The following is a 25,091-nucleotide window of genomic DNA, read 5'->3' on the forward strand; positions in this document are numbered from 1 at the left end:
TAGTTAGAAATTGGTAGCCGGAAGTTTATAGCCTCCAATGCTACGGTGCAAATATACTTAATTTATCCGAAACTCAAGTTCGGGTCGTTCTTTTAAATAGGAGATTAATTCTTTCCCTACAGATAGTTTTACCGGACGGGATATCAAATCAACATGCATCTTTTCATCCCTGTCTGTCACTTTAAAATAGAGCTCGGTATTCCCGGGATGATCTTTCGTCAGTGAAGACAGTTCGGCAATCATAGCTGAATTCAAAACAGACAACGGTATCAGAATTGTTATCTTTTCAACCAGTTTCTCCTTCACATCAGGGAGTAGTTCCATGGAAGTGATTTTAATATCCAATTCCTCGGGACGCCACTGTTTGGGTTGGCAACGGGCTTTAATGAAAAGGAAAGTTCCTTCACCCAGATACCCCTGATAGGTAACCCAGTCATTCCCCCAAAACGGCAACTCTGCCGAACCGGAGTAATCTTCTATCTTGGCAATACCATATGGATTACCATTCTTACTGATCCCTCTACGCACACTGGTCACTATTCCTCCCATTGTTATCTCACGCCCGGCGAGTGCTGACTTATCTTCAAGCTCAGCCATATGTGTATTACAAACATGATCGAGCACAATAGCATATTCGTCCAGCGGATGTGCAGAAAGATAAATGCCTACCAGGTCTCTTTCCCTGTTCAAACGTTCCAAATCTCCCCAACGTTCAGCAGGAAGAATTTCAGGAGTAGCAATATCAATCACGTTTTCTCCTCCAAACAGTGAATTCACCGCTGCAGCCTTATCTGCCTGATAACGGTTACCATAACGCATCAGCGTTTCAAGGAATACTTCTCCTTTTGAATTTACAGCAAAAAACTGCTCACGCTTCAGCTCAGGAAAACTATCAAATCCACCCGACAATGCCAGGCACTCCATATTCTTCTTATTGCAAGCATTCAGATTGACACGCTGTACAAAATCGAAAATGCCCTTAAACGGACCGTTTGTCCGGCGCTCTTCGATTATACTTTGTACAGCCGACTCTCCTACTCCTTTCACGGCTCCTAATCCAAAGCGAATATCACCCTGCTTGTTTACCGTAAATTTGAGATTACTTTCGTTCACATCCGGACCAAGTACCTGTATTCCCATCGCCTTACACTCATCCATCAGCTTTGTGATATCAGTAATGTTAGACAAACTTCGGCTCATAACGGCAGCCATATACTCCGAAGGATAGTTCGCCTTCAAATAAGCAGTCTGATAAGCCACCCATGAATAACAGGTAGCATGCGATTTATTAAACGCATACGAAGCAAACTTCTCCCAGTCGGTCCAGATCTTCTCAAGCACCTTTGGGTCATGTCCGTTTTTCCGTCCGCCCTCAATAAACTTCGGCTTCATATGATCCAACTTATCACGCAACTTTTTACCCATCGCTTTACGCAATGCATCGGACTCACCGCGGGTAAAGTCGGCCAGCAAACGAGACAAGAGCATCACCTGTTCCTGATACACAGTAATACCATAAGTATCCTTCAGGTATTTCTCCATAACAGGAATGTCATATTCAATCGGCTTACGCCCATGTTTACGGTCGATAAAATCAGGAATATAATCCATTGGACCCGGTCGATAAAGAGCATTCATGGCAATCAGGTCCTCAAAAGTAGAAGGTTGCAACTCACGTAGATATTTCTGCATCCCCGCAGATTCAAACTGGAACGTACCGATGGTTCGTCCGTCACTATATAATTTATAAGTAGCAGGATCCTCAATAGAAATCGTATCAATGTCCAGTTCAAAATTTCTACTTAACCGGATATTCTCAACAGCTTCCTTAATAATAGATAAAGTCTTCAATCCAAGGAAGTCCATCTTAATCAATCCGGTATCTTCAATCACCGAACCTTCATACTGGGTTACGAGCATCTTCTCGCCCGTTTCCTTATCATCGGCGGTACTTACCGGTACCCAATCGGTGATATCATCACGACAGATGATCGTACCACAAGCATGTACTCCCGTACCGCGCACATTACCCTCCAGCATTAAAGCATACTTCAAGGTATCACGTACCAACGGATCAGGCGACGCCTCGGCTGCTTGCAGTTCGGGTACATAATCGATAGCATTACGCAGGTTTAATTTCTTTTCAGGGATTTTATCGGGAACGAGCTTTGCCAGACGGTCCGATTCGGACAAAGGCAGTTTCTGAACGCGCGCTACATCTTTAATTGCCAGCTTTGTGGCCATCGTACCATATGTAATGATATGTGCCACCTTCTCATGCCCATACTTTTCTGTTACCCACCGAAGTACTTCGCCACGACCGTCATCGTCAAAGTCAATATCAATATCCGGCAGTGAAATACGATCCGGATTCAGAAAACGTTCAAACAGCAAGTCATACCGGATCGGGTCAATCTTCGTAATCTGCAAACAATATGCTACAGCCGAACCGGCAGCCGATCCACGTCCCGGACCAATAGAGACTCCCATACTGCGTCCTGCTGCAATAAAGTCCTGTACAATCAAGAAGTAACCCGGAAAACCCATCGTCTTCATAATATGCAACTCAAACACAAGCCGCTCTTTTATCTCCGGGCTTAAAGGATCTCCATAGAATTTCTTCGCTCCGTCAAATGTCAGCTTCTTCAGATAATCCGCTTCAAGCTTAATACGATACAATTTGTCGTACCCACCTAATCGCTTTATCTTATCCAGGGCCGCGTCTTCACTCAGTACTACATTTCCATTTTCGTCCTGCGTAAATTCGTCGAAAAGATCTTTCTCTGTATATTTCTGCCGATACCCTTCTTCCGTTCCGAACTCTTCGGGAATGGCAAAAGTGGGCATGATAGGAGCATGGTCAATGGAGTAGTACTCCACTTTATCGAGAATCTCAAGCGTATTACTCAAAGCCTCAGGAACATCAGCAAAGAGCTCATTCATCTCTTCACGCGTTTTCATCCATTCTTGTTTGGTGTAAAGCATACGCTTCGGATCATCCAGATCTTTACCCGTACTCAAACAAATAAGACGGTCATGTGCTTCCGCATGTGCTTCCTCCACGAAATGAACGTCGTTAGAGCAAATCAGCTTAACATTATACTTTTTAGAATATTCGATGAGGTGACTGTTTACATTCACCTGCAATGGATACGCTTCATGATTGGCGCGAGGAACAGTAGCCTTGTGTCGTTGAAGTTCCAGATAATAATCTTCTCCAAAGAGGTTCTTGTACCATTGGATGGCTTCCTCGGCCTCATCCAGCAAACCCTGCGTTATCTTTTTAGGCACTTCGCCACCCAAACAGGCTGAGCACACAATCAAGCCTTCGTGATATTTCTCCAGCTCATTCCGGTCGGTACGCGGACGCATATAATATCCGTTAGTCCAGGCATGTGATACCAGCTTTATAAGATTATGATAACCTTTTTCATTCTTCGCCAGTACTATTAAGTGGTAACCGCTCTGATCCGGCTTTCCCTCTTTTTTATCCATAGTACGACGAGCCACATACATCTCACAGCCAATGACGGGCTTAAACAGTTTTGCTTCGGCTTCAGCTATTTTAGCTTTACAAGCAGCAATTTCCGCTTCTTTATCTTCGCATTCCACTTTACCGGATTCGATGGCAGCAATACGTTTTTTCTGCTCTTTTATCTCTCCCTTTGGTCCACCATTTTTCTTATTGACATAGTTAGTAAATTCCTTGATACCGAACATATTTCCATGATCGGTTACGGCAATTCCCTTCATCCCATTTTTCATGGCTTTATCTACCAAAGCACTGACGCTGGCCTGACCATCTAAAAGAGAATATTGGGTATGAACATGTAAGTGAACGAAATCCTGCATAATGAATAGGTTGATGATTTTAAGCCATAAAATTACAATCTCTGGGGTTACTAACAAAAATAATGCCCAAAAAGTTATCAACATTTGTATTTCTATGCTCATTTACTTGCTGGATTTTTAAATTAACTATATTTTTGCAGACAATTATCATTAAACAGTGCACATGGGCAGACTAAAGAAATTAAAAAAAATACGTATTCACCGTGAAGGTACTCATATTCTGTGGGGAGGTATCATCTTTCTACTGTTAATTAATGCGGCTCTTTACTGGGGAATAGACTGTAAAATACCATTTTATCTGGTGGCTTTGGCCAGTATCATTGTCTACGGATTGATGGTAAACTTCTTCCGTTGTCCAAAGCGTCTTTTCGGAGGAGAAACCGAGAAGATTGTTGTTGCGCCGGCTGATGGAAAGATTGTGGTTATTGAAGAGGTAGACGAACACGAATACTTCCATGACCGTCGTCTCATGATATCTATCTTCATGAGTGTACTGAATGTACATGCCAACTGGTATCCGGTGGATGGAACCGTAAAGAAGGTAGCCCATCACAATGGCAAGTTCTTGAAAGCCTGGTTGCCAAAAGCCAGTACAGAGAACGAACGTTCAACGGTAGTTATTGAAACTCCGGAAGGAGTGGAAATTATGGCACGCCAAATTGCCGGAGCATTAGCCCGCCGTATCGTCACTTACGCAGAAGTAGGTGAAGAATGCTATATTGACGAACATATGGGATTTATCAAATTTGGTTCCCGTGTAGATGTATATCTCCCATTGGGCACAGAAGTTTGTGTTACTATGGGACAATTAACCACCGGTAACCAGACGGTTATCGCCAAACTGAAATAAAAAACTGTCACAATGACAAATGCCCTAAAGAACTATATACCCAATACAGTAACCTGCCTGAACCTTTTTTCCGGTTGTATTGCCTCTGTCATGGCTTTCGAAGCACGTTATGACCTGGCTCTTACTTTTATTATATTAAGTGCTGTTTTTGATTTCTTTGATGGCATGTTGGCACGTACTCTCAATGCACACTCTCCTATCGGAAAAGACCTTGATTCGCTTGCCGATGATATAAGCTTTGGTGTAGCCCCTTCATTCGTTATCTTTTCACTATTAAGAGAAATGCACTATCCGGCAAATATCGAAGTGATTGCTCCCTATCTGCCATATGCTGCTTTTCTTATCTCTGTTTTTTCAGGCTTACGATTGGCTAAATTCAATAACGATACTCGCCAAACCAGCTCTTTTATTGGCTTGCCGGTTCCGGCTAATGCATTATTCTGGGGTGCTTTGATTTATGGTGCCCATGACTTTCTGGTATCCGAAAGTTGCCATCCTGTATATATCCTGCTATTAGTCATGCTTTTTTCATGGCTATTGGTATCAGAGATTCCCATGTTCTCTCTCAAATTCAAGAGTTTATCCTGGAAAGACAATAAAGTTAGTTTTATCTTTTTAATCGTATGCATTCCCTTGTTGGTCTTCTTAGGCATCAGTGGATTTGCGGCAATCATCTTGTGGTATATCATACTTTCACTTTTTACAAGAAAAAATAGATAAACATTCCTTTTGGCACGTTTGTTGTACTATCAGTTTCAAACAACGTATAAAACTAATAGCTCATGTTTAATCTTCTTGGATTCTTTTTTATTCTAATAATAGCCGTCCTCGTTATTGGCGTTTCAATTGTAGGAAGTATCTTGCGAGCCCTTTTTGGCTTCGGACGTCGTTCTACATCCAGCACACGTACTTATACCACTACGAACGAAAGACAGCAACAACAAAACTCCCAAAGAAGAGAACAAGAGGAGGAAAGCGTAACAGAAGATGATTTTCAACCCCGGAGACACAAAAAGATATTCGCTAAAGATGAGGGGGAATACGTTGATTTTGAAGAAATAAAGGAATAATGTGCTAATATGCCAATGTGCCAATTACCATGCGGATGATAGCGCAGCATAATTGGCATATTATTCACCTTTTTGCCGCAAAGAACTCTTTCATCAAAGCAGCACATTCATCGGCCAATACACCTTTTACCACTATTGTCTTGGGATGCAATGCTTGTGCAGCATACTTTTGATAACCACGTTTCTCATCTTCTGCTCCGAAAACAAGTTTTCCTGTCTGTGCCCAGGCAATGGCTCCGGCACACATGACGCATGGTTCCACTGTAACATATAACGTACATTCATTCAGATATTTACCACCAAGAACATTGGCAGCAGCAGTGATTGCCTGCATTTCGGCATGGGCAGTTACATCATTCAGGGTTTCAGTGAGGTTGTGAGCACGACCAATAATCCGCTCTTTACAAACAACCACAGCCCCCACAGGCACTTCACCTCTGTCGGCAGCCTTTTGCGCCTCTATGAGCGCTTGTTTCATAAAATAAGTATCGTCCAGCATAGGGTTTCAACGCCTCATATCGTGTTCACCAAAAAGAGTAGGATAATCCTCCTCCATATTTTTATGAATAAACATGAGAATCGTCTCACGAAGCCAACGTGATTTATTCGTTATCTTATATTTCTCCAGATAACGATCCACAATCAATTGTTCATCTTCGCTTAGTAAAATGCTCATTCGCCGCTCACGTTTAGTGAGTTCAACATGCATCTTAAGGCCTTTTTTAGCTCTCTTTCCCATATTCTCTGCAAAATTACTTTTACTTCTGTAAAAACAAAGAATAAAAAGAGTATTTTTGCATATTAACTGCCAAATTCCGAATTTTAACTGCTAAATCTATGGCTTCACACAATGAATTAGGAAAAGCCGGAGAAGATGCCGCTGTGGCCTATCTGGAAAAGAATGAGTATATCATTCGTCATCGTAACTGGCGAAAAGGACATCTTGAACTTGACATTGTGGCAGCCAAAGACAATGAACTTATTGTAGTGGAAGTTAAGACCCGTAGTGATGCAAATATCATGCAACCCGAAGAGGCCGTTACTGTGCAGAAAATCAAGCATACCGTAAAAGCGGCAGATACTTATATCAGGATTTTTCAGCTTGATGTACCGGTACGTTTCGATATTATCACAGTTGTAGGAAAAGCAGGAGATTTTAAAATAGAACATATAAAAGAGGCGTTTTATCCGCCCATATTTTGAGCGTATGAATGTAGAAAAAGCAAGAGAATATTGTATAAGCAAGAAAGGAGTAACAGAATGTTTACCTTTTGATGATGTATCACTCGTAATGAAAGTGATGGATAAAATGTTTGCTCTGATCGATCTGGAGGGAACTAATAGTATTTCTCTAAAGTGTGACCCGGAATATGCAATCGAGCTTCGTGAGCGTTATTCTGCAGTTAATGGGGCTTATCATTTTAATAAGAAATACTGGAACAGTGTCTGCTTTGACCAGGATGCAGACGATCGTCTGATAGAACATCTGATAGACCATTCTTACGAAGAAGTTTTAAAAAAGTTTACCAAAAAATTGCGTGCCGAATATGATGCACTTCCCTGAATCATTTCCCGTGTCTCTGATTTATCTGGAAGAGACAGAGTCAACTAATAAATACCTGAATGAGATCTGTAACAAACAGTGTGTCGGAGAGTTGACAACTGTTACCACAGACTTCCAAACCTCGGGGAGAGGACAACGTGGGAATAGCTGGGAATCTGAGAGGGGACAAAACCTTATGTTCAGCTTTGTACTCTATCCTGCCTTCCTGAAAGCCCGCAAACAATTCCTGCTCTCCCAGATTATCTCTTTGGCCATCAAAGAAGAGCTGGACACACATGTTTCTGATGTCTCCATCAAATGGCCGAACGATATTTACTGGAAAGATAAGAAGATTTGCGGCATGCTTATCGAGAATGATCTGACAGGAACTCATATCAGCCGGAGCATTGCGGGTATTGGAATCAATATCAACCAGGAAGCATTTACCAGTCCGGCTCCCAACCCGGTATCTTTAAAACAAATCACAGGACAATCTTACAGCCCTGAACAGATATTAGCTTCTACCATGAGACGGATAAAAGACTACTATGCGTTACTGCAAACAGAGAACGAAAGTGTAAACACTCTCATAGCCGACCGATATGCCGGATCTCTTTTCCGTAAAGATGGATTTCACCGATACACCGATGCCAATGGAAAGTTTCTGGCCCGCCTTCTACGTGTAGAACCGGACGGACGGCTTATTCTTGAAGATCAGATCGGAACGGAACGAACCTATCTATTCAAAGAGGTACAATATGACATATAATAAGCTGCTAACAAGAATCTCTCTGCCCGCTCCGCTTACTTCATTTCAACTTCCAGTTTCCTTATTTTCTCCAGCGTTTTCATAACCTCTGTTGATGGAAACTGGCGGACTACGTTCTGCAGATATTCTTTCGCCTTACCATATCTTTCAGTCATAAGCCGGCTCAACCCATCCTTGTAACGAGCATACTGCATACGGGTGGGAGAATTAATTTTCTTATAATCACGTATCAACTGCTGCTTCTCCTGTTCAGCTTTCAGATAATAATAATTACCGACAAAGATATTAGCAGCCAGATTATTTGCATCCAGCGAGAGCACTTTCTGATAGGTCTGTAAAGCCTCTTCTTCTTTCCCTCTGCATACTTCTGTCTCTGCACAAGTCAAAAGCCACTTTATATCATTAGGGAACTTTTGAAGAAGCTCTTTACAAAACAAATAAGCCTTATCGTAGTTTCGTGCATTTTTATAATGAAGCGTCAACTCCTGAGCCATTTTAGCACTGACATTGCTATTCTTGTCTACACTTGTCCAATAAAACATCTCAGACTTATCAGCATTAAGTTGAATAGCCTGACGGAACAAGCTGACAGCCTGCTCCCATTGTTCGGCAGCCATCGCTTCCGAAACCTTCTGCAACACATCTCCGGCAACCTGTGCCGAAAGTGCAAACGGAAAAGAAATCAAAAAAGTAAAAAGTAAAGTTAAGGCTCTCATTTCATTAATACTTATTTAGTTAAGCACCTTGCAAAGATAACGTTTTATTCTCATTTTGTAAGTACGAACCAATTAAATAGAGTTATTGTTCAGTTAAATTTCATGATATATATTTTTTAATCTAACTTTGTCTTCAGAATGAGCAAAAAGAGATCGATCAATAACGGAAACAGGCGCATCCTTGAGATTGCGATACCCTCTATCATTTCCAATATTACAGTCCCATTGCTGGGATTGATTGACGTCACGATTGTGGGGCATCTGGGGGCACCTGCTTATATCGGAGCGATTGCGGTAGGTGGTCTGCTGTTCAATATCATTTATTGGATTTTTGGGTTTCTGCGCATGGGTACAAGCGGAATGACCTCACAAGCTTACGGAAAGCGAGATCTGGACGAAGTAACCCGTCTGTTACTACGTTCTGTTGGTGTAGGGTTATTTATCGCCTTTTGCCTGTTATTACTTCAATATCCCATCCAGAAAACGGCCTTTACCTTTATTAAAACCAGTCGGGAGGTACAAGAACTCGCTACTCTCTATTTTCGTATCTGCATATGGGGAGCACCTGCCATGCTCGGACTTTATGGCTTCGCCGGATGGTTTATCGGCATGCAGAACTCCCGATTTCCTATGTATATCGCCATTACGCAAAACATAGTAAATATTGTAGCCAGCCTAAGTTTTGTTTACCTGCTGAAGATGAAAGTGGAAGGTGTTGCCCTTGGTACTCTCATTGCCCAATATGCCGGTTTCTTCATGGCACTTCTGTTATGGATATATTATTATAAACCGTTGCGAAAACGTATCACTTTAAAAGGAATCTGGCAAGGGCAGGCAATGTCCCGTTTTTTTTCTGTAAACCGGGACATATTCTTTCGTACACTCTGCCTGGTGATTGTCACCATCTATTTCACCTCGGCCGGAGCAGCACAAGGTGAAATTGTACTTGCTGTAAACACGCTTCTGATGCAGTTATTCACCCTCTTTTCCTATATTATGGATGGATTTGCCTATGCCGGAGAAGCATTGGCCGGTAAATACATTGGTGCCCGTAACCGGATAGCACTACATCAGACAGTACGCCAATTGTTCAATTGGGGTATAGGACTTTCAGTTGTCTTTACGCTACTCTATGCTATCGGAGGCAAGTCTTTTCTCGAACTACTTACCAATGAGCCTACAGTGATCGACGAAGCAGGCAACTATTTCTATTGGGTACTTGCCATCCCTCTGGCTGGTTTCTCCGCTTTTTTGTGGGATGGTATCTTTATCGGAGCCACAGCCACCCGGCAAATGCTTGCCTCGATGCTTGTGGCTTCCGTAAGTTTCTTCGTTACCTATTATGTTTTCCACGCCCAAATGGGAAATCATGCTCTATGGCTGGCTTTTCTGGTCTACCTTTTCCTCCGGGGAGTTATACAGGCGTTTTTGTCGAAAAAGATTCTGAATAATATCCCGGATACTTAACCACACATGCTCCGGAGCCCTTATTCTACATAAACTTTCGTAGTATAATCCGCCCCACCTTTTATCTGAACATTTACCACATAGACACCTGAAGTCAACACATGGCTCTTGACAACCTCCCCGGTAGTGACGGCAAATGATTGCAACTGCGTACCATTTACATTATATATATTCACGTGCCCCATATCCTCCGAAGAAATCACCACTCTTCCTTTTTCTGCCGATACACGTGGTTGCTGTTCACCGTTTTTTGCGATAGTTATCCCTGTAGCTTTCTTACGAGCTGCCAACTGCGCATCGTAAAGTGACTGCGGCTGCAAACCTTTTTTCTTTTGTCCTTCTATGTATCCGGTAGTATATACACTCGTATTACGGTATTTACGGATAGTATTTGCCGTACAACCAATCGCATAGTTCTGTCCGGTAGGTACTTTATCCAGATAAATCATCCCCTGTTGCACATCGCAATTCCAGAATACACTGTTGGTTCCTCCCCAACCATGTCCGCTACCCATATTATCACGTAGGAACATGCCTATTTTACCTGCATTATTTTTCACCGTACCTACTTCTTTCCAGTTGTCAAACAAAATTCCCTGCGACCAAAGCCGGTGTCCTTCGGAAGATGCCAATGAAAGCTCCGAACGGAAATTCTGAACTACGATACCACTTACTGTAGCACACCCATTAGACAGATAATGATGGCGTCCGTTACGTCCATAGCAGTTTTTAAGCAGTACTAATTGGGAACGATGATACGTTTCAAAATTATAATAAGTCCCTCCGGTACACAATCCCGACGGGTCGATAGAGTAACAATCTTCTATCGTACTACGTGTAGTAGAAGTTATTTTAATTCCTGCATGGATGAATCCGGTCAGTGATACTCCCTTCACCCAACTGTTTTCCAATGAACTCATGTAAATACAGTTCTGATCGGCATTAACTTTAGAACTACTCGGTGTGCGTTCAAAAGAGATATGCAGATTCTCTATACCTATATTATGACGTATGGTTGTAGCATTATTTATCTTATAAATATAAGCTTGTGAATACGTCTTGTCAAGTGTATAAAACAGCGGAGCATCCAGTGTGATGGTATTCCCTTCCACCTTCGTCACATAGCGGTGATAGGACATATCTACGTCCTTTGCCTTCCATTTCATAGAAGCATCGGTGTTCCGGTTCGAATTTCCACCATACCACACAGCCTCCAGCCAGGCTTCCGTTGTAGGGTACTTCACGCAAATAAGATCGCCTGGTTTGTATGCACTTGCATCTGCCACTTCCAAACTATAATCTCCCGGCATCACTTTCTCCGTGGTAACATTCGTACGGTTGCTTCCCGAACCATTCCCCCAGTTATGTGCCGAACTGTTTCCCATCAATATCAATCGTTTCGCTTTCTCTTTGGCATTTCTTCCAAAAAGCACTGTAGAGTCTGTCGTTGCATAACAGTTGCCTTCACCGCGTAAGATCACTCCGGGATAAGTCATATTAATCGTTCCGTCTACATTATATCGTCCCGCTTTAAGTAGCACTACCCCACGTATACCATTTCCATCGGGTGTATAAGCCCCTACCTTATTAATAGCAGCCTGTATGTGTGCCGTATTATCTGCTGAAGCATCCGGAAGAGGGCTAATGGTCTCTGTCCGGTCGGGCAAATCGATCACCGGAATAGGTTCCCCGTTCTTATAACCCGCCTGACTGAAATCTGGCAAAACAAACCCGTCGGCATCCCGCACATAGGTAAGCGAACCATCATCGCTCATCTTCAATAGTTTTGACTGCCAGGGTTCCTGAGCTTGAAGTACTCCTGTACACAATGTAAAGGCAATTCCTAAAGAAAGTAATTTTGTATTGTTTCTCATAATAATTAATATTTCGACCTCTGCAAAGAAAGGTAATATCTCCTATATTGCTTTGCAGCATTATTCCAAATACTATTAAGATTATCTCAAAATTATCGGTGAGATTAATTTAAATAATTTGCTGATACGCCAATACATCAATGCCTTTCAACGCTACAACGATACCAATTGTATATTGACATAGTAGTATATTGGCAGATTATCCATCAATTTTGAGTAAAGCGCCATCTACCATTGCCATCTATTTCTTTCTCTGGTATTGATAAAGTTCTATCTCATAGAGTAACGTATTGATCCCCGGTATGTAACGTTGTTTTAGATGTACATGTAAAGCAGTACGAGATGTGCATGTCGTGCAGCTCCACATGTGCATGTCATACCGCTTTAGATGTACATGTAAAACAATACTGCCCACAGGGAAAAGGAACGTTCCTTTCTGAGAAAGACAAAGTGCAATACCGGGGAAGGATAACGATACTGCTTCGAGGGACTTCCGATATCAAAAAGATACGCCCGATAACATTCACTACCTAATAGGGTTTTAAGTGCATTTCACCACAGAGGACGCAGAGAACACGGAGTTTTAAATCTTTAATGAAACGCGGAATTCTAAGACCTGCGCAAATATTTGTGCAAGAAAAAACAGTTAAATAAGTTAAATGGGTTGCTATCTAGTGTAGCAGCCTGTTTAACTTTTATATGTATTCAACTCCACAAACGGCGTTCCTCTTTTGACAACTGCAAACATTCTACATATCAATTTAAACTTCACAGCATTCAATACCACTCCAAAAGCTTTTCCCTGCATTGTCTTACGAATATAATATTCTTTCAATTCCTTGTCCCATACAATTGCAGACTTTGCAGCTTGCGAAAGGTCCGCTTTCAAGAGTTTTGCCCCTATATGGGAAACTCTGGTGGCCCCCTTGACTGAGGTTCCCGAAGTATGTTCAAAGGGGGCAATGCCCAAGTAACAGGCATACTGTCTTGCCGTTTCAAACGCTTCAAAGTTATTTGTGTGTATGAGGGTGGAAATGGCATTGACACTTCCAATCCCCTTTATGCCGGTCAGCAATTCATAATTTTTTGCAATAGCCGGATCTTTTCCGACCAGTGCAATCATTTCTTCTTCCACAGTTTTAATTTCTCCTTCCAACACATCCACCATATTTTGAGCGCGTAGCAGAGTACTTGTTCTGGGACGTTCCTTGTTGTCAGTCAACAAGGCCTTATATTCAGCCTGCTGTGTGACAAAGCGCTTCCTCTCAGCCGACAAGTCCTGCAAACGAAGTACGGTACTTCCTGAAAGTTTAGAATAGGTAAGTTCTTCCCGATGAAGATAGGTGAAATAGGCAATCCCTTCGGCATCCACCTTGTCGTTTTTGCCACGAACCAGACCTAATGAACGTTTCAGATGCAAAGGGTTAAACGTACAGTAATCGATCTGGTGTTTTTCCAAATAAAGCCGCAAATCAAAACTGTAAGTGCCTGTATGCTCCAGACCGACAACGATCTGGTCAAGTGCTGCCTTTTTCTTTTTAAGCCAGGATAGTAAGGTATCATATCCTTCCTTGCTGTTGGATAACTGTTTGTAATTCTCAGTGTCCGCATGTTTCTTTGCAGAGTCATAAATAACCACATCCAATGTTTTTTTGGATACATCAATGCCGATAAACCAATTCTTTTTCATAATTTTGTTGCACCATTATTGTTAACCATAGGTTGAACTCACTAAATCCTTTAATAGGCTAACGACCTAAAATTCTAATTGGGACGATTCAACTGAAAAGGAAAGCAGGACTAATTCTGCGTATAGGACTTCTGCCTAGATAACGCAATAGGTCACCTGCTTTCCTTGGTTAACTTGTTTTAACTACAAAGATAATATTTCAACCTCTATTTATTATGATGCAAATCTAAAGGATTAACGCAGATTAAAAGACTGTGGATCTTTATTATCTATTTGTTTCTCTTTGCGAAAATCTGCGTTCATCTGCGTTTCAATAAATCATCGCTTAGTGTACCTCCCCGTGCGGGAAGTACTCATGTCTATTCAGATCCGAATCAAATAGTATACTAATCTGCATGATTATGGCAAAATAATCATGTATATTTGCGCAAACTAATTATAAGAACAATATGGCAAAATACAAAAGAATCCTGTTGAAGCTCAGTGGTGAGAGCCTGATGGGAGAAAAAAAGAGTGGAATCGACGAGAAAAGACTCGCCGAATATGCAGCACAGATAAAAGAAATTCATGAACAAGGTGTACAAATAGGCATCGTCATAGGTGGTGGAAACTTCTTCCGTGGGCTCACAGGAGCCGGCAAAGGTTTCGACCGTGTAAAAGGCGATCAAATGGGTATGCTGGCAACAGTTATGAATAGCCTTGCCCTTAGCTCAGCCCTCGTTGCCGCCGGTGAAAAGGCCCGCGTACTGACAGCTATCCGCATGGAGCCTATCGGCGAATTCTATAGCAAGTGGAAGGCGATTGAATATATGGAAGCCGGTGAAATCGTTATCATGTCTGCCGGAACAGGAAATCCGTTCTTCACAACCGATACCGGTTCTTCTCTGCGCGGCATCGAAATAGAAGCCGACGTAATGTTGAAAGGTACCCGTGTAGACGGGATATACACCGCTGATCCGGAAAAAGATCCTACTGCTACAAAATTCGATGATATCACTTATGATGAAGTGTTGAAACGTGGCTTGAAGGTGATGGACCTCACGGCTACTTGCATGTGCAAGGAAAATAATCTCCCGATTGTAGTATTCGATATGGATACAGCAGGAAATCTGAAAAAAGTAATCAACGGAGAAGAAATTGGCACGGTGGTACACAATTGACAATATATGTATAAACAAGATAGAAAAGAGGATGTATCCGAAAATTGGACACATCCTCTTATTCTTTACTTATACAAACATGTATATAACTTCTTCTTGAAGATGTTTATTCTTTAACTACCTTGAATGACTTCACATCTTTACCGCCTTTGGTTACTCGTACGTAATACATACCTTGTTCACCTACGGAAAGTTGTTTTATATCACCCATAACAGCATCAACACCTAATGTTTTCACAAGTTGCCCTGCGCTCGTATAAACATATACAACATAATTTCCGCTTTCTGCAAAAACCAGATTAATTACGTCTTTAAATGGATTCGGATACATTCTAAGTTGTACGGTTCCGGTCTCTTCTATACCTGACCCGCCAGTACCAATAACCACACAATCAGAAACAGCCGTTGTTACTTTTCCATATACATTTTCCAATGTAACCTGTGCATCATAAGTACCATCTGTAGCATAAGAAACCTTAGCTGTACCGGCTTCGTCATTTTGCTCTTTCATTGTAGCACCATTCAAATTCCATGTAGTAGCAGAGGTTATCTCCATTACACCAGTTCTGAAAGGAACTCCTGTAGACATTTGAGGAGCGGTAACAGGAACATCGTTGTCGACTTTTTCGATCGTTTTTACAGTAGTTACAGCACCTTTATAAGTACCTTCGGAACCAAAGTTTTCAAAATAGCCTTCTTCGTCAGGATCCGTTTCAAAATTGAAATAGCCCACTAAACCAGCCGGTAATTCATCAATATCAGGATCAAAACCATTCATTGCAGCTACTACTTCATCGTCTGTAACAGCACGATTATAGAACTGGATTTCATCTAAAGAACCAACAAATCCACTACGGCTTGCAGCACTACCTCCGAAACGAGGAGTACCCTTTCCCTCATAAGAGTGTGGGCCTGTGTATTGATCTACTAATTTACCATTAAAATACATTTTAGTTGTATTCCCATTGACACTGAATGCAATATGTGCCCATTTATTAGGAATTACTTTATAGTCTTCTGCTATAGTTCCTTTATTACCTGCATTCCCAAGCAGACGAACCCATATATAATTTTCGGGAGCAATGTCTACCCATACATCTCCCCAAGCATTTTTAGGCCAACCATCTGCATAGTTGCGTTGGCTATACAAAGCTGTTCCTTCAGAAGCGGGTTGTACGTTTTCATCTATTTTCATCCAAAAAGCAATCGTAAACGGGGTCTTATTACAGAGTTCTATCGGAAGAGTAAATGATTGCACATCTGTCAAATGAAGACCTCTTGAAACGGTACCGTCACGTTTTACACCTTCGTAACTGAAAGTTACATCTTCATTTACGGCAGCAACCTTCTTATCAACGTTCAAACCGGTCAATTCATTGATACCCCCTGTTTCCTCAGGGGTAACCTGAACGAAACCGCGATACATAGTTGCTACACCACCAATCGTAACTTCCATATCATAGAAACCAACTTCATTCAAAGAAGTAGTAAACTCTGTAACATCAGCAAATGTACCGGCATCGGTTGCATCCGTAGCTTTCTTCAATTTGAATGTAGCAGGAGCATGAGTTACATCATAGAATTTAACTGTAAATTCCTGACCTGGTTTTATAATCTCTTTATCTATAGTGATTGTCTCAATAGGATCTACTACACGTTCCATCTTTTCGGACCAAACGATAGCACTACGTTCTCCTGCCGGATTGACTGCACAGATACCAACTTGTACCGTTTTGTCTTCAAGAGCAGACGGAGCACCAACAATATAAGCAGCCCATGAAGTAGTTGCAGTACACAAAATAGGTTCTGAACTTTCATTCTCGCGTACATAAACTTCGTAATACCAAGCATTTACATCATCATTGTAAACTGGAGTACCTTCAGCTTCATTGATATCCTTATCACCACAACGCCAAATAACTTTCACATCACTTGAATTGAAATGTCCGCCCAATACTTCTGCATGAGTAATGGTAATATCAGCAGGTGTCATTGTCAGAGCTGGATCAATAATAGACATTTCACCCAACAATAATTCATAACTAGGAGTAGTATTCTGTATGTCCAATGCAATACATGCAATCTTATCACCCGCATTCACACCTACTTCGCTAAGCTTAACTTTGGCAGTAAACCACTCACCAACTTTCGCTACGTCCGGTAATGAATAGGAAACAAAATTATTTTCACTACCCGTTTTAGAGAAACAAAGTGCTAATTTAGGACTTGTACCGCCATTTACCATTTTATAAGTTACACTGACTTCACAACCATCGGTGACATCCAATTCCGTTTTGAAAAGACGAACTTTAGAATTTGCCGTAGCACCATGGATTTTCAATGCAGAACCACCATACCATGCATCGTCAAATGTGAAATTCAGATTAATAGCATCTGCAGGAACCGAAGTAGCTTCAGTCCACGAATTAGTGATCCACCATCTCCATGTCGGTAAGAAGTCTTGCATACCGATATTATACCATTTATTACCGAATGTTGTCACACCTTCATTCTTAAAGAAAGTACCATTACCTAAGTTGAAACGAGTCACAAACGGAAGAGTATTCAACGTACTCTGAGCATTTACAAACGCTGCGATACCATGGAAACCTTCCAGGTCGGCTTTGCCAAAGCCACGGCGTTCATTGTTTATATTCGGACAAATAGCAGGATTACGTTTGCCTCCGGAGAAGAACATCTCAAGTTTTTCCTGATATAAATTCTGGATAGCTAAATCTGAGGTTCCGTTTTCTGTAGAGGCCTGATGGATTACATTATCATCATGAGCACCCCATAACCCGATAGAGAATGGCTGATCTTTCAGTAGTACCCAGTTTCCATCTGCACCTGCATTGTTATGCAAACCTCGTCCTTGAATATCCATACCCGCATATACATCATAAGTATTGCGTTGCAGTTTTTGAGCTGTAGCCAAAGAGGTAGCCAATTTATTCGGATTCCAGTTGTAGTTCAAGAAGTAAGCATCTGTAACAGCCTTCCCATCTTTTGAGAACCACTCATCGTTTCTGTCACTTAATTGGTCTGTCCAGGACACATATCCGTCATTTGTCTGAGATTCATACCAAATCACTTTAAAATGCCAGTCTATTTCTGTAGCAGCATCATGACAGGCTGCAAAAAAGCCTTTCAAATTATCAGCCAAAGGTTGTCCCAGCCCCCCTTCAGGATTAACACCTACTCCATCGAGTCCATAGAATTTCAATATCTGAACGAATTTCTTGGCATACTTAAATTCACTCCCCTCCTTCTTAACCAGTTTTTGTAATTCCGGACTTACAGAACCCTCAAAGAATATTAAACAACCCGTCATTACCCCATTTTTATGAGCAACGTCATTGAATACTCCCGGAACACGAATCCAACCATTGGACCAGTTACCATGATAATCCAGATATTGCCACATACTGAAATTATCAGCATTAAAATTGTAACGCGGCAACGGCCCCCATACTTTAGAGTTCTCCCCAACAGGACACCACCATAAAACCTTGCGTTCGTCACCTCTTGTGGGGACAACCTGAGTCTTGTCATTCTTTATACGAGCCTTAGGACGTACACGTGAAACAAAAAAGTTTTCATCAATATATCCCGACTTATCACTGAAAGGTTTTCCTGGCTCCCATGTATCAAGCATTTCACTCCAACTTGCACCCATATCCACCGCATAGTCCAGTGTATAGGCTGGAGCAGTCTGCGCATTAGCTTCTATAAATAAAGAAGCTAAAATACTTGCAAAAAGTACCTTTTTTTTCATTGCATCATTTTTTAATGGTTAATAATTTATTTAATAGCTTTTGTCAGCTCTTTTTCAATAGCCTGAAATACATAAATCCCCGAACGTCTCATCGTAAATCTCCATTTACCTTCATTTGCAGGAGTTTTAGCCTCATCCAGTACCAGTGTATAAATGTGTGTATCCGGATCAAAAAACTCGTTACTTAATGTACGTGTTTCCTTTTTGGTGGTAATAGGAGAAATAATTGAAATTTTATCTTCCTTCTCCTTCACTTGATCTAACTTGAAAAACACTTTGTATTTACCATCAGCATCGGCTGTAATAGGGGCATCATCCAGAAATCCTTTTTTAATAAATTCAAAAGTTGTAAGTTCTTCCTTTAAACCAAACTCCCAGCGTTCAATAAAAAGTTTCCAGGTTCCATCCGATAGGAAATCCTTAGGTAGTTGTATCTGTAAATTCTGAATGACTGCAGGCAATTTTTCATCATCAGCACCAGTCGCCACTTTCACCTGCCGGAAGTCTTGTGATACAAAAACCAGCGAATCGACAGATTGTCCCGACCAACCGCTTGCCTTAATATTCAGAAGATCTGCATAGGTATCTACATCAATTTCCTTATCTGCTAATAATACACAGTTGATTTTCCCTACATTTTCTTCTTCTTTATCACGACGTACAATTAGATCCCATTCGCCTACACTCCATTCATCCGTACGGGATGTTGTTATAAATACATGTTCAGGATCATAATTTAACTCACCCTCGGCAACATCCAATATTTCCGGATAGCTCCAATTCATATACATATTTACGCCATCTTTACGTAGCAGGATTTTATCAACTGGCTGGATACCGGGGAGATAAACCTTAAATGCGACTTCCTGGCCAATAACCACTTCACTTTTCTCTATTTTAAAATCTGAAACTAAATTAGCCGCTGAATAAGATACTTCTGTATTGTCATTACACGAAAACAAAAATATACTTACAATCACACTTACTATAACAATATATTTTTTCATAATTATATTAATTAAAAATTAGCAATATCTGTATCCCACCATAAACGGGTTGATTGTTGATCAGGACCATTTAATACCGGTATAGCAGAGGTTTCAATGTCCGCTTTATTTTCACTATCTCCTCCCACAGCATATGGAATACGAAGTATCCCAACCAAAGGATCGATACTTCCATCACCGTCAGCGAACGAACCTTTCACCGGTGCAATCATATGAGGATACCCCGTACGTCTCATATCGGCCCATGCAACAGCCGACATCGGGAAAAGAGCAATCCATTTTTGAGTGATGATCTTTTCAAGCATGACCTCTTTGGAGTCGTTGTTACTCCATTTATTGCAAACATTCATAACTCCTTCTGCATTGTTCCGCAAATCGTAATAATCTCTGTAATCTGCTGATATTACACTCTCTGAAACGATGTATTGATCGTATTTATCACTAAATCCAAATTCTTTAAAACTGGTTCTGACACCTTCGTTATAGAAGTGTTCAGGAGTACCTCCCATTGCCCAACCCCTCAATGCACCTTCAGCACGCAAAAAGTACACTTCGGAAACTTTAAATATTTCCAATGGCTTCTGAGAGAAGTTGGTAGAGAGTTTAGAAAAAGACAAGTAAGTAGGAGATGTATTCGGGTCTTCGGTTAAGGATCCGTTTCTCATAGATAAATAATCAGAATTTGTATCTAATACTTTACGTCCGGATATATCATAGATATCAGCTGAGTTTTTTGAAAAAAACTCTTCTAACATCGGATGTCCTGTACGCTTTAATATATTATGCAAATTCGCGTTCAAACGACTATCTACCCAGTTACTGGATATCTTAAATAAAGGATGTCTGTCCAAATACAGTTTATATACATCAAGCGCTATATCATTATCCGAAGCTTCCAAAACGCCTGATTTAATAGCTTCTTCTGCTATTCTTTGAGCCTTATCCGGAGCTGCTTTTACCATATTCATAGCCATCCGTAAGCGCAAGGAGTTTGCAAACTTTATCCAGTTATCTACTTTACCACCCGCAATTTTATCCATGGATGAAATCGTTCTATCCAATTCAGCATCAGGATTCTTTTTGTACTCAAACAAAATGTCAATATCGCGTTGCAAGTCCAAGAAAATGGAGTCGTAAATGTCTTCAACCGAATTGTATGTCAAAGGATGCTCTTCTTTTAATACTTTATAATCATTGTATGGAAAAGGACCATGCACTCCTGAATACAAATGGGCTTCGTAGGAATATAGAATATTGGCTATTGCACCAAGAGGTTCAGCTTTCAACGTTTTTGCAGAAGCCATTACAGGTACTACTTGTTGAGCAACCCAAGTCATGTTTGCTTTAGGGCCAGAAGCAAAATCGTCATTTATTACATAAGTAGATTTGATACGACCCTGAAAATTATGCGGCAAGCACATATACCCACAATAATTATCCATATGCAGGTTAAATTGATATTGGTACTTGTGTTCACGTTTATCAATCAGAAGCTCTTGAGCAGTAATAAGTAACCCGGCAGCGGTGGAAATACTTGAGACCGAATCCGTAGCATGCTCCATCGTAGAATTAGACTTCAAGTTGTCAACTACACCATCATAACATCCTGTTAATACCCAACCGGATATTACTGAAAATAATATTATCTTATTTAAATATTTCATATCTTTATTTATTAAAATGAAGCCTTTAAATTAATACCGAAGCTCCGTGTTGTAGGCAGACTGAAACAGTCAATTCCACCAAATCCGTTACTTGTAGAAACAGATACATCCGGATCAACTGGTGATTTTTTATAAATGAAAAATAAATTACGCCCTACAACAGAGACAGACAGATTTTTACCATTACCAAACAGACTACGGAATGTATATCCCATTGAAAGTTCACGCAGACGTAAGTTAGTTGCATCATAAGTATACTCGGATAATGCAGCCAGTCCACCACCTATTGTTTGATAATAATCTTGTGCTGATGCTATTTGACCATCACCCATAATTATACCAGGAACGGCTTGTTGTACAATATTACCATCAACAATAGATTCTTTCATATATACAATTCCCCGGTCGCGAGCATCACCAGATCGCTTAGAGACCCCGTAGTAATCAAGTTTGGCCTCTGTTAAAGACACGATCTTGCCACCGACCTTACCATCAATCAAGAAATAAAGTGAGAAGTCCTTATAATTGAAAGTATTGTTCCATCCAAAATTTACTTTAGAGTTTGCATTCCCAATATAGGTACTACAATCATTAGTAATCACAGGAGCGCCATATCGGTCAGTTATGATCTTACCATTCTGATCACGTTTTATGGTATTAGCATATAAATCACCATATGGACGACCCTTCCGATAAATAATCTTAAGACCGGATTCCTGTCCTAAGTCAATCGTAATATCCTTATCATTACCATAAGTTTGTAAGATTTCATTATCATTATATGAAATATTAAAACCTGTTTTCCAGGACCAGTCCTGGTTTATCATCCAATAGTAATTAGTAGTAAATTCAAAGCCACGATTACGAACACGTCCGCTATTTATCGGTCTTGAACCTGCCGTTGCCGATGACACTGTTAAATATTGATTGTGCATAATACTATTATAGAGAGTCAGATCCCAGTCCCATGCATTATTGAAAAAACGTCCTTCGAATCCCAACTCTGTAGATGTCACGGTTTCTGGTCTTGGATCCTCAAATCGTGTAAACTTTTTCGCCCCATATCCTCCTGTATTAAAGTCATAAGGTAGCTCATCAAATAAAACATTTGGAATAGAATTACCGACCTGACTGTATGATAGACGAACCTTTAATAAATTCACCTTATCACTCGTAAACTTAAAAACGTCATTTAACAGGACGTTTCCACCCAGTGCATAATAAGCATAGCTAGGCGATGTGCCATAAGGTACAAACTGCTGAAATGCTTGCGACCAGTCATTACGAACACTAAAATCAACATAGGCCATCTGTTTATAACCAACAGAAGCCGTTGCATATACAGAATGCTCCCAATTTTTAGATTTATTCAATTCGTTCTTATATAGAGATGGGTTCTTGATATTTTGAGGATCGTAAACATTCGGAATAGCTGTTGTATCTCCCATCGTATAATATAAGGACAACTTCCGATTGTTGATTTCCTGCATACTTCCACCAACATTTACAGACAGATCAAAGTCTTTTATACTTTTCGCATATGAGATTAACCCGTCAATAAATATCTGTGTATCAGTCTGTCTATCTGTATAATAAACTGAATTATAGAAGTTTTTACCTCTCGTACCGTGATATGTCTCCCCTTCATTACGGACATTATTCACATCATAATTCATACGAGCCTGTGCAGACAACCCCTCCATGATATTCACTTTTGCAGAAATAGAAGTATAAAAACGATCCAGATATGCTGTGTTAATGATACGATTAGCAGTCCAATATGGAGAGTTACCGTTTTCTTCCGTTTGCCAAGGCCATACCTGGATAGGACCTTCTCCCGTTTTACGAGGAGTTTTTGTCCCTGTTGAGTTTGTATACCAATTTTCTGAGTTTAATGCATATAATGCTCCATAGGTTTCTTGATTATCTTTAAAATAGCGAATATCCGCATTACGTGGCATCAAATACAAATTATACAATGGATTACCAAAGTATCCCGAAGAAGGTTTATTCTTGGATTCCTGTTTTACGTAATTTGCAGAAAAGCTAAGTTCCAATTTGTCTTTAAATAATTTAAAATTATTTCTAAAAGAAAAGATGTGTCTGGAAAAAGTATTATTAGGCATCATTCCTTTAGCTTGTGTATTTCCATAAGAAAAGTAACTTTGGGAAATTGCATTTCCTCCCGTTATTGAAATTGTATTATTAAAATTCGTTCCCGTCTTCAGGAAATTCCCAATATTGCTTTGCGCACTGTTGCGTGCATAAGGAATATCTTCTAAAGTTCGATCAGAAAGGCGACCAATAGCCCCTCCCCAAGAGGTGGTAGTTAATCGTCTTGAATAAGTTGGATTTATTATCTGACTGCCGTTCGCAAAATAACCATTTGTGAAATATTCAACTCCTGCTCCATAATTATCCTGAAATTCCGGAGTAACCAAAGGAGTCTCAAACAAAGAACTACTGGATACATCAACAGATACTTTTCCTTCATAGCCTTTTTTAGTTGTAATCAGTAGTACACCATTTGCGGCACGGCTACCATACAAGGCTGCAGCATTTGCTCCTTTTAAAACATTAATACTCTGGATATCATCCGGGTTGATATTAGATAAACCATCACCACCGTCATGTCCGCCACCATAAGCAATATTGCCCTCAATCTGTCCTTGATTATGGTCGGCCATAGGAATACCATCTAATACAATCAATGGAGAATTGGTTCCTAAAATAGAAGCATTACCACGTAATAGAATTTTAGATGAACCACCCGCTCCTGTTGAATTAGGAGTGATCACCAATCCTGCTGTTTTACCTTGCAGTGCATTTATAAAATTTGCATCTTTTGCGCGTGTCAACTCTTTACCGTCTACCTTTTGAGTTGCATATGTCAGTGATTTAGCAGCACGTTCAATTCCCATAGCAGTAACTACCACCTCATTTAGCATTTGGGTATCTTCTTCCATTACGATATCGAAAGATTTAGTATTGGCAACAGGAAGACTTATTTTCCGATAACCGATATAGGAAATTTCTAATACTGCATTGTTATTAGCCACTTCAATAGAATAATCTCCGTTTATGTCGGTAATAGTCCCGTTAGCGGTACCTTTAATCAAGACACTTACACCAATTAGTGGTTCTCCGTGTGTATCGGAGATATGTCCTTTGATAACACGTTTGTTCTGCGTTACAGTATTTACAGTTTCCCCTTTATTTGTAAATAGTACTAAATACTTGTCACGAATAGAATAAGAGGCACCTGAATTCTTTAATAAACGTGTCATCACAACTGATAGCTTTTCATGAGAAGCTCTGATTGTGACCATCTGATCAGGATTTACATCTTTTGTATTATAGACAACAGAAAGAGAGGCTTGATGCCCGATTTCAGTTAAAACCTTACTCAATGAAGCATTTGTAAAGTCTAAATTCAATAATACATCTTGTGCAGAAGCGCTCAACACTGTTGGAGCCAGAAGAAAAAGGAATAATAGCAAGATTCGGCTCTTGCCCTTTGTAATTTTTTTCATTTCATATTCTTTTAACGTTAACAATTCCTAGAATTATCTCAATATCAAACTTCGGTATAGAAAATAGTTTGTGTGTAATCTATAATTCTTTATCAAATTACATATTAATAATTTAAACGTT

18 protein-coding genes are annotated in these 25,091 nt (G+C 40.4%); 8 read left to right on the top strand and 10 right to left on the bottom strand.

All coding sequences use genetic code 11. The features are described 5' to 3' along the window. Nucleotides 1–57: 57 nt before the first annotated feature. Nucleotides 58–3,852: a DNA polymerase III subunit alpha gene (dnaE, locus tag VCM39_RS18485; protein ID WP_323673979.1), complete on the bottom strand. Its 3,795-nt coding sequence runs from the start codon at nt 3,850–3,852 to the stop codon at nt 58–60. Nucleotides 3,853–4,015: 163 nt separating this feature from the next. Here dnaE and VCM39_RS18490 point away from each other — a divergent pair, with 163 nt between their 5' ends. From VCM39_RS18490 to VCM39_RS18500, 3 genes are all read left to right on the top strand, one after another. Then, nucleotides 4,016–4,702 carry a phosphatidylserine decarboxylase family protein gene (locus tag VCM39_RS18490; protein ID WP_002559238.1) on the top strand — a complete coding sequence of 229 codons (687 nt, stop codon included), beginning with the start codon at nt 4,016–4,018 and terminating at the stop codon, nt 4,700–4,702. Between the two features lie 12 nt (nt 4,703–4,714). Then, entirely contained in the window at nt 4,715–5,422 is a 708-nt protein-coding gene (gene pssA, locus VCM39_RS18495) for a CDP-diacylglycerol--serine O-phosphatidyltransferase (protein WP_322932854.1), read from the top strand. Nucleotides 5,423–5,484: 62 nt separating this feature from the next. Further along, the gene (locus VCM39_RS18500) at nt 5,485–5,772 is read left to right on the top strand and encodes a DUF4834 family protein (RefSeq protein WP_221650352.1); all 288 of its coding nucleotides are present in this window, start codon (nt 5,485–5,487) and stop codon (nt 5,770–5,772) included. A gap of 64 nt (nt 5,773–5,836) precedes the next feature. Here the strand turns inward: VCM39_RS18500 and VCM39_RS18505 are convergent, their stop codons facing one another. Next, nucleotides 5,837–6,271 (bottom strand): nucleoside deaminase, encoded by a 435-nt coding sequence (locus VCM39_RS18505; RefSeq protein WP_221650351.1) that lies wholly within the window; start codon nt 6,269–6,271, stop codon nt 5,837–5,839. Between the two features lie 6 nt (nt 6,272–6,277). Beyond that, on the bottom strand, nt 6,278–6,511 hold the full coding sequence (locus tag VCM39_RS18510; protein ID WP_002559234.1) for a hypothetical protein: 234 nt from the start codon (nt 6,509–6,511) through the stop codon (nt 6,278–6,280). A gap of 98 nt (nt 6,512–6,609) precedes the next feature. Here VCM39_RS18510 and VCM39_RS18515 point away from each other — a divergent pair, with 98 nt between their 5' ends. From VCM39_RS18515 to VCM39_RS18525, 3 genes are read left to right on the top strand one after another with little or no spacing between them, the layout of a single operon-like run. Beyond that, a complete protein-coding gene (locus VCM39_RS18515) occupies nt 6,610–6,975 on the top strand; it encodes a YraN family protein (RefSeq protein ID WP_221650350.1) in 366 nt (121 codons plus the stop codon). A 4-nt stretch (nt 6,976–6,979) separates the two neighbouring features. After that, nucleotides 6,980–7,336: an MmcQ/YjbR family DNA-binding protein gene (locus VCM39_RS18520; protein WP_221650349.1), complete on the top strand. Its 357-nt coding sequence runs from the start codon at nt 6,980–6,982 to the stop codon at nt 7,334–7,336. Continuing rightward, on the top strand, nt 7,320–8,084 hold the full coding sequence (locus tag VCM39_RS18525; protein ID WP_289297160.1) for a biotin--[acetyl-CoA-carboxylase] ligase: 765 nt from the start codon (nt 7,320–7,322) through the stop codon (nt 8,082–8,084). Before VCM39_RS18520 ends, VCM39_RS18525 begins: the two co-directional genes overlap by 17 nt. A 35-nt stretch (nt 8,085–8,119) precedes the next feature. On the opposite strand, the gene VCM39_RS18530 is transcribed toward VCM39_RS18525, so the two are convergent. After that, nucleotides 8,120–8,800 carry a tetratricopeptide repeat protein gene (locus VCM39_RS18530; protein WP_221650347.1) on the bottom strand — a complete coding sequence of 227 codons (681 nt, stop codon included), beginning with the start codon at nt 8,798–8,800 and terminating at the stop codon, nt 8,120–8,122. A gap of 138 nt (nt 8,801–8,938) precedes the next feature. Here VCM39_RS18530 and VCM39_RS18535 point away from each other — a divergent pair, with 138 nt between their 5' ends. Continuing rightward, nucleotides 8,939–10,267 carry an MATE family efflux transporter gene (locus VCM39_RS18535; protein WP_221650346.1) on the top strand — a complete coding sequence of 443 codons (1,329 nt, stop codon included), beginning with the start codon at nt 8,939–8,941 and terminating at the stop codon, nt 10,265–10,267. 20 nt (nt 10,268–10,287) lie between these two features. Here VCM39_RS18535 and VCM39_RS18540 read toward each other — a convergent pair whose 3' ends face one another. Together VCM39_RS18540 and VCM39_RS18545 are read right to left on the bottom strand one after the other, a co-directional pair. Then, the gene (locus VCM39_RS18540) at nt 10,288–12,141 is read right to left on the bottom strand and encodes a T9SS type A sorting domain-containing protein (RefSeq protein ID WP_221650345.1); all 1,854 of its coding nucleotides are present in this window, start codon (nt 12,139–12,141) and stop codon (nt 10,288–10,290) included. 688 nt (nt 12,142–12,829) lie between these two features. Next, the gene (locus VCM39_RS18545) at nt 12,830–13,831 is read right to left on the bottom strand and encodes an IS110 family transposase (protein ID WP_322934266.1); all 1,002 of its coding nucleotides are present in this window, start codon (nt 13,829–13,831) and stop codon (nt 12,830–12,832) included. Between the two features lie 449 nt (nt 13,832–14,280). On the opposite strand from VCM39_RS18545, the gene pyrH reads away from it, so the two are divergent. Then, a complete protein-coding gene (gene pyrH / locus VCM39_RS18550) occupies nt 14,281–14,991 on the top strand; it encodes a UMP kinase (RefSeq protein WP_002559227.1) in 711 nt (236 codons plus the stop codon). A 106-nt stretch (nt 14,992–15,097) separates the two neighbouring features. Here pyrH and VCM39_RS18555 read toward each other — a convergent pair whose 3' ends face one another. From VCM39_RS18555 to VCM39_RS18570, 4 genes are read right to left on the bottom strand one after another with little or no spacing between them, the layout of a single operon-like run. Continuing rightward, nucleotides 15,098–18,766 carry an endo-beta-N-acetylglucosaminidase gene (locus VCM39_RS18555; protein WP_289292455.1) on the bottom strand — a complete coding sequence of 1,223 codons (3,669 nt, stop codon included), beginning with the start codon at nt 18,764–18,766 and terminating at the stop codon, nt 15,098–15,100. 26 nt (nt 18,767–18,792) lie between these two features. Then, nucleotides 18,793–19,773 (bottom strand): hypothetical protein, encoded by a 981-nt coding sequence (locus VCM39_RS18560; protein ID WP_322933938.1) that lies wholly within the window; start codon nt 19,771–19,773, stop codon nt 18,793–18,795. A gap of 11 nt (nt 19,774–19,784) precedes the next feature. After that, entirely contained in the window at nt 19,785–21,437 is a 1,653-nt protein-coding gene (locus VCM39_RS18565; protein ID WP_221650905.1) for a SusD/RagB family nutrient-binding outer membrane lipoprotein, read from the bottom strand. Between the two features lie 11 nt (nt 21,438–21,448). Next, on the bottom strand, nt 21,449–24,970 hold the full coding sequence (locus VCM39_RS18570) for a SusC/RagA family TonB-linked outer membrane protein (protein WP_322933939.1): 3,522 nt from the start codon (nt 24,968–24,970) through the stop codon (nt 21,449–21,451). Between the last annotated feature and the right edge of the window lie 121 nt (nt 24,971–25,091).

The organism is Bacteroides mucinivorans (assembly GCF_034654355.2).
Lineage (GTDB): Bacteria > Bacteroidota > Bacteroidia > Bacteroidales > Bacteroidaceae > Bacteroides > Bacteroides nordii.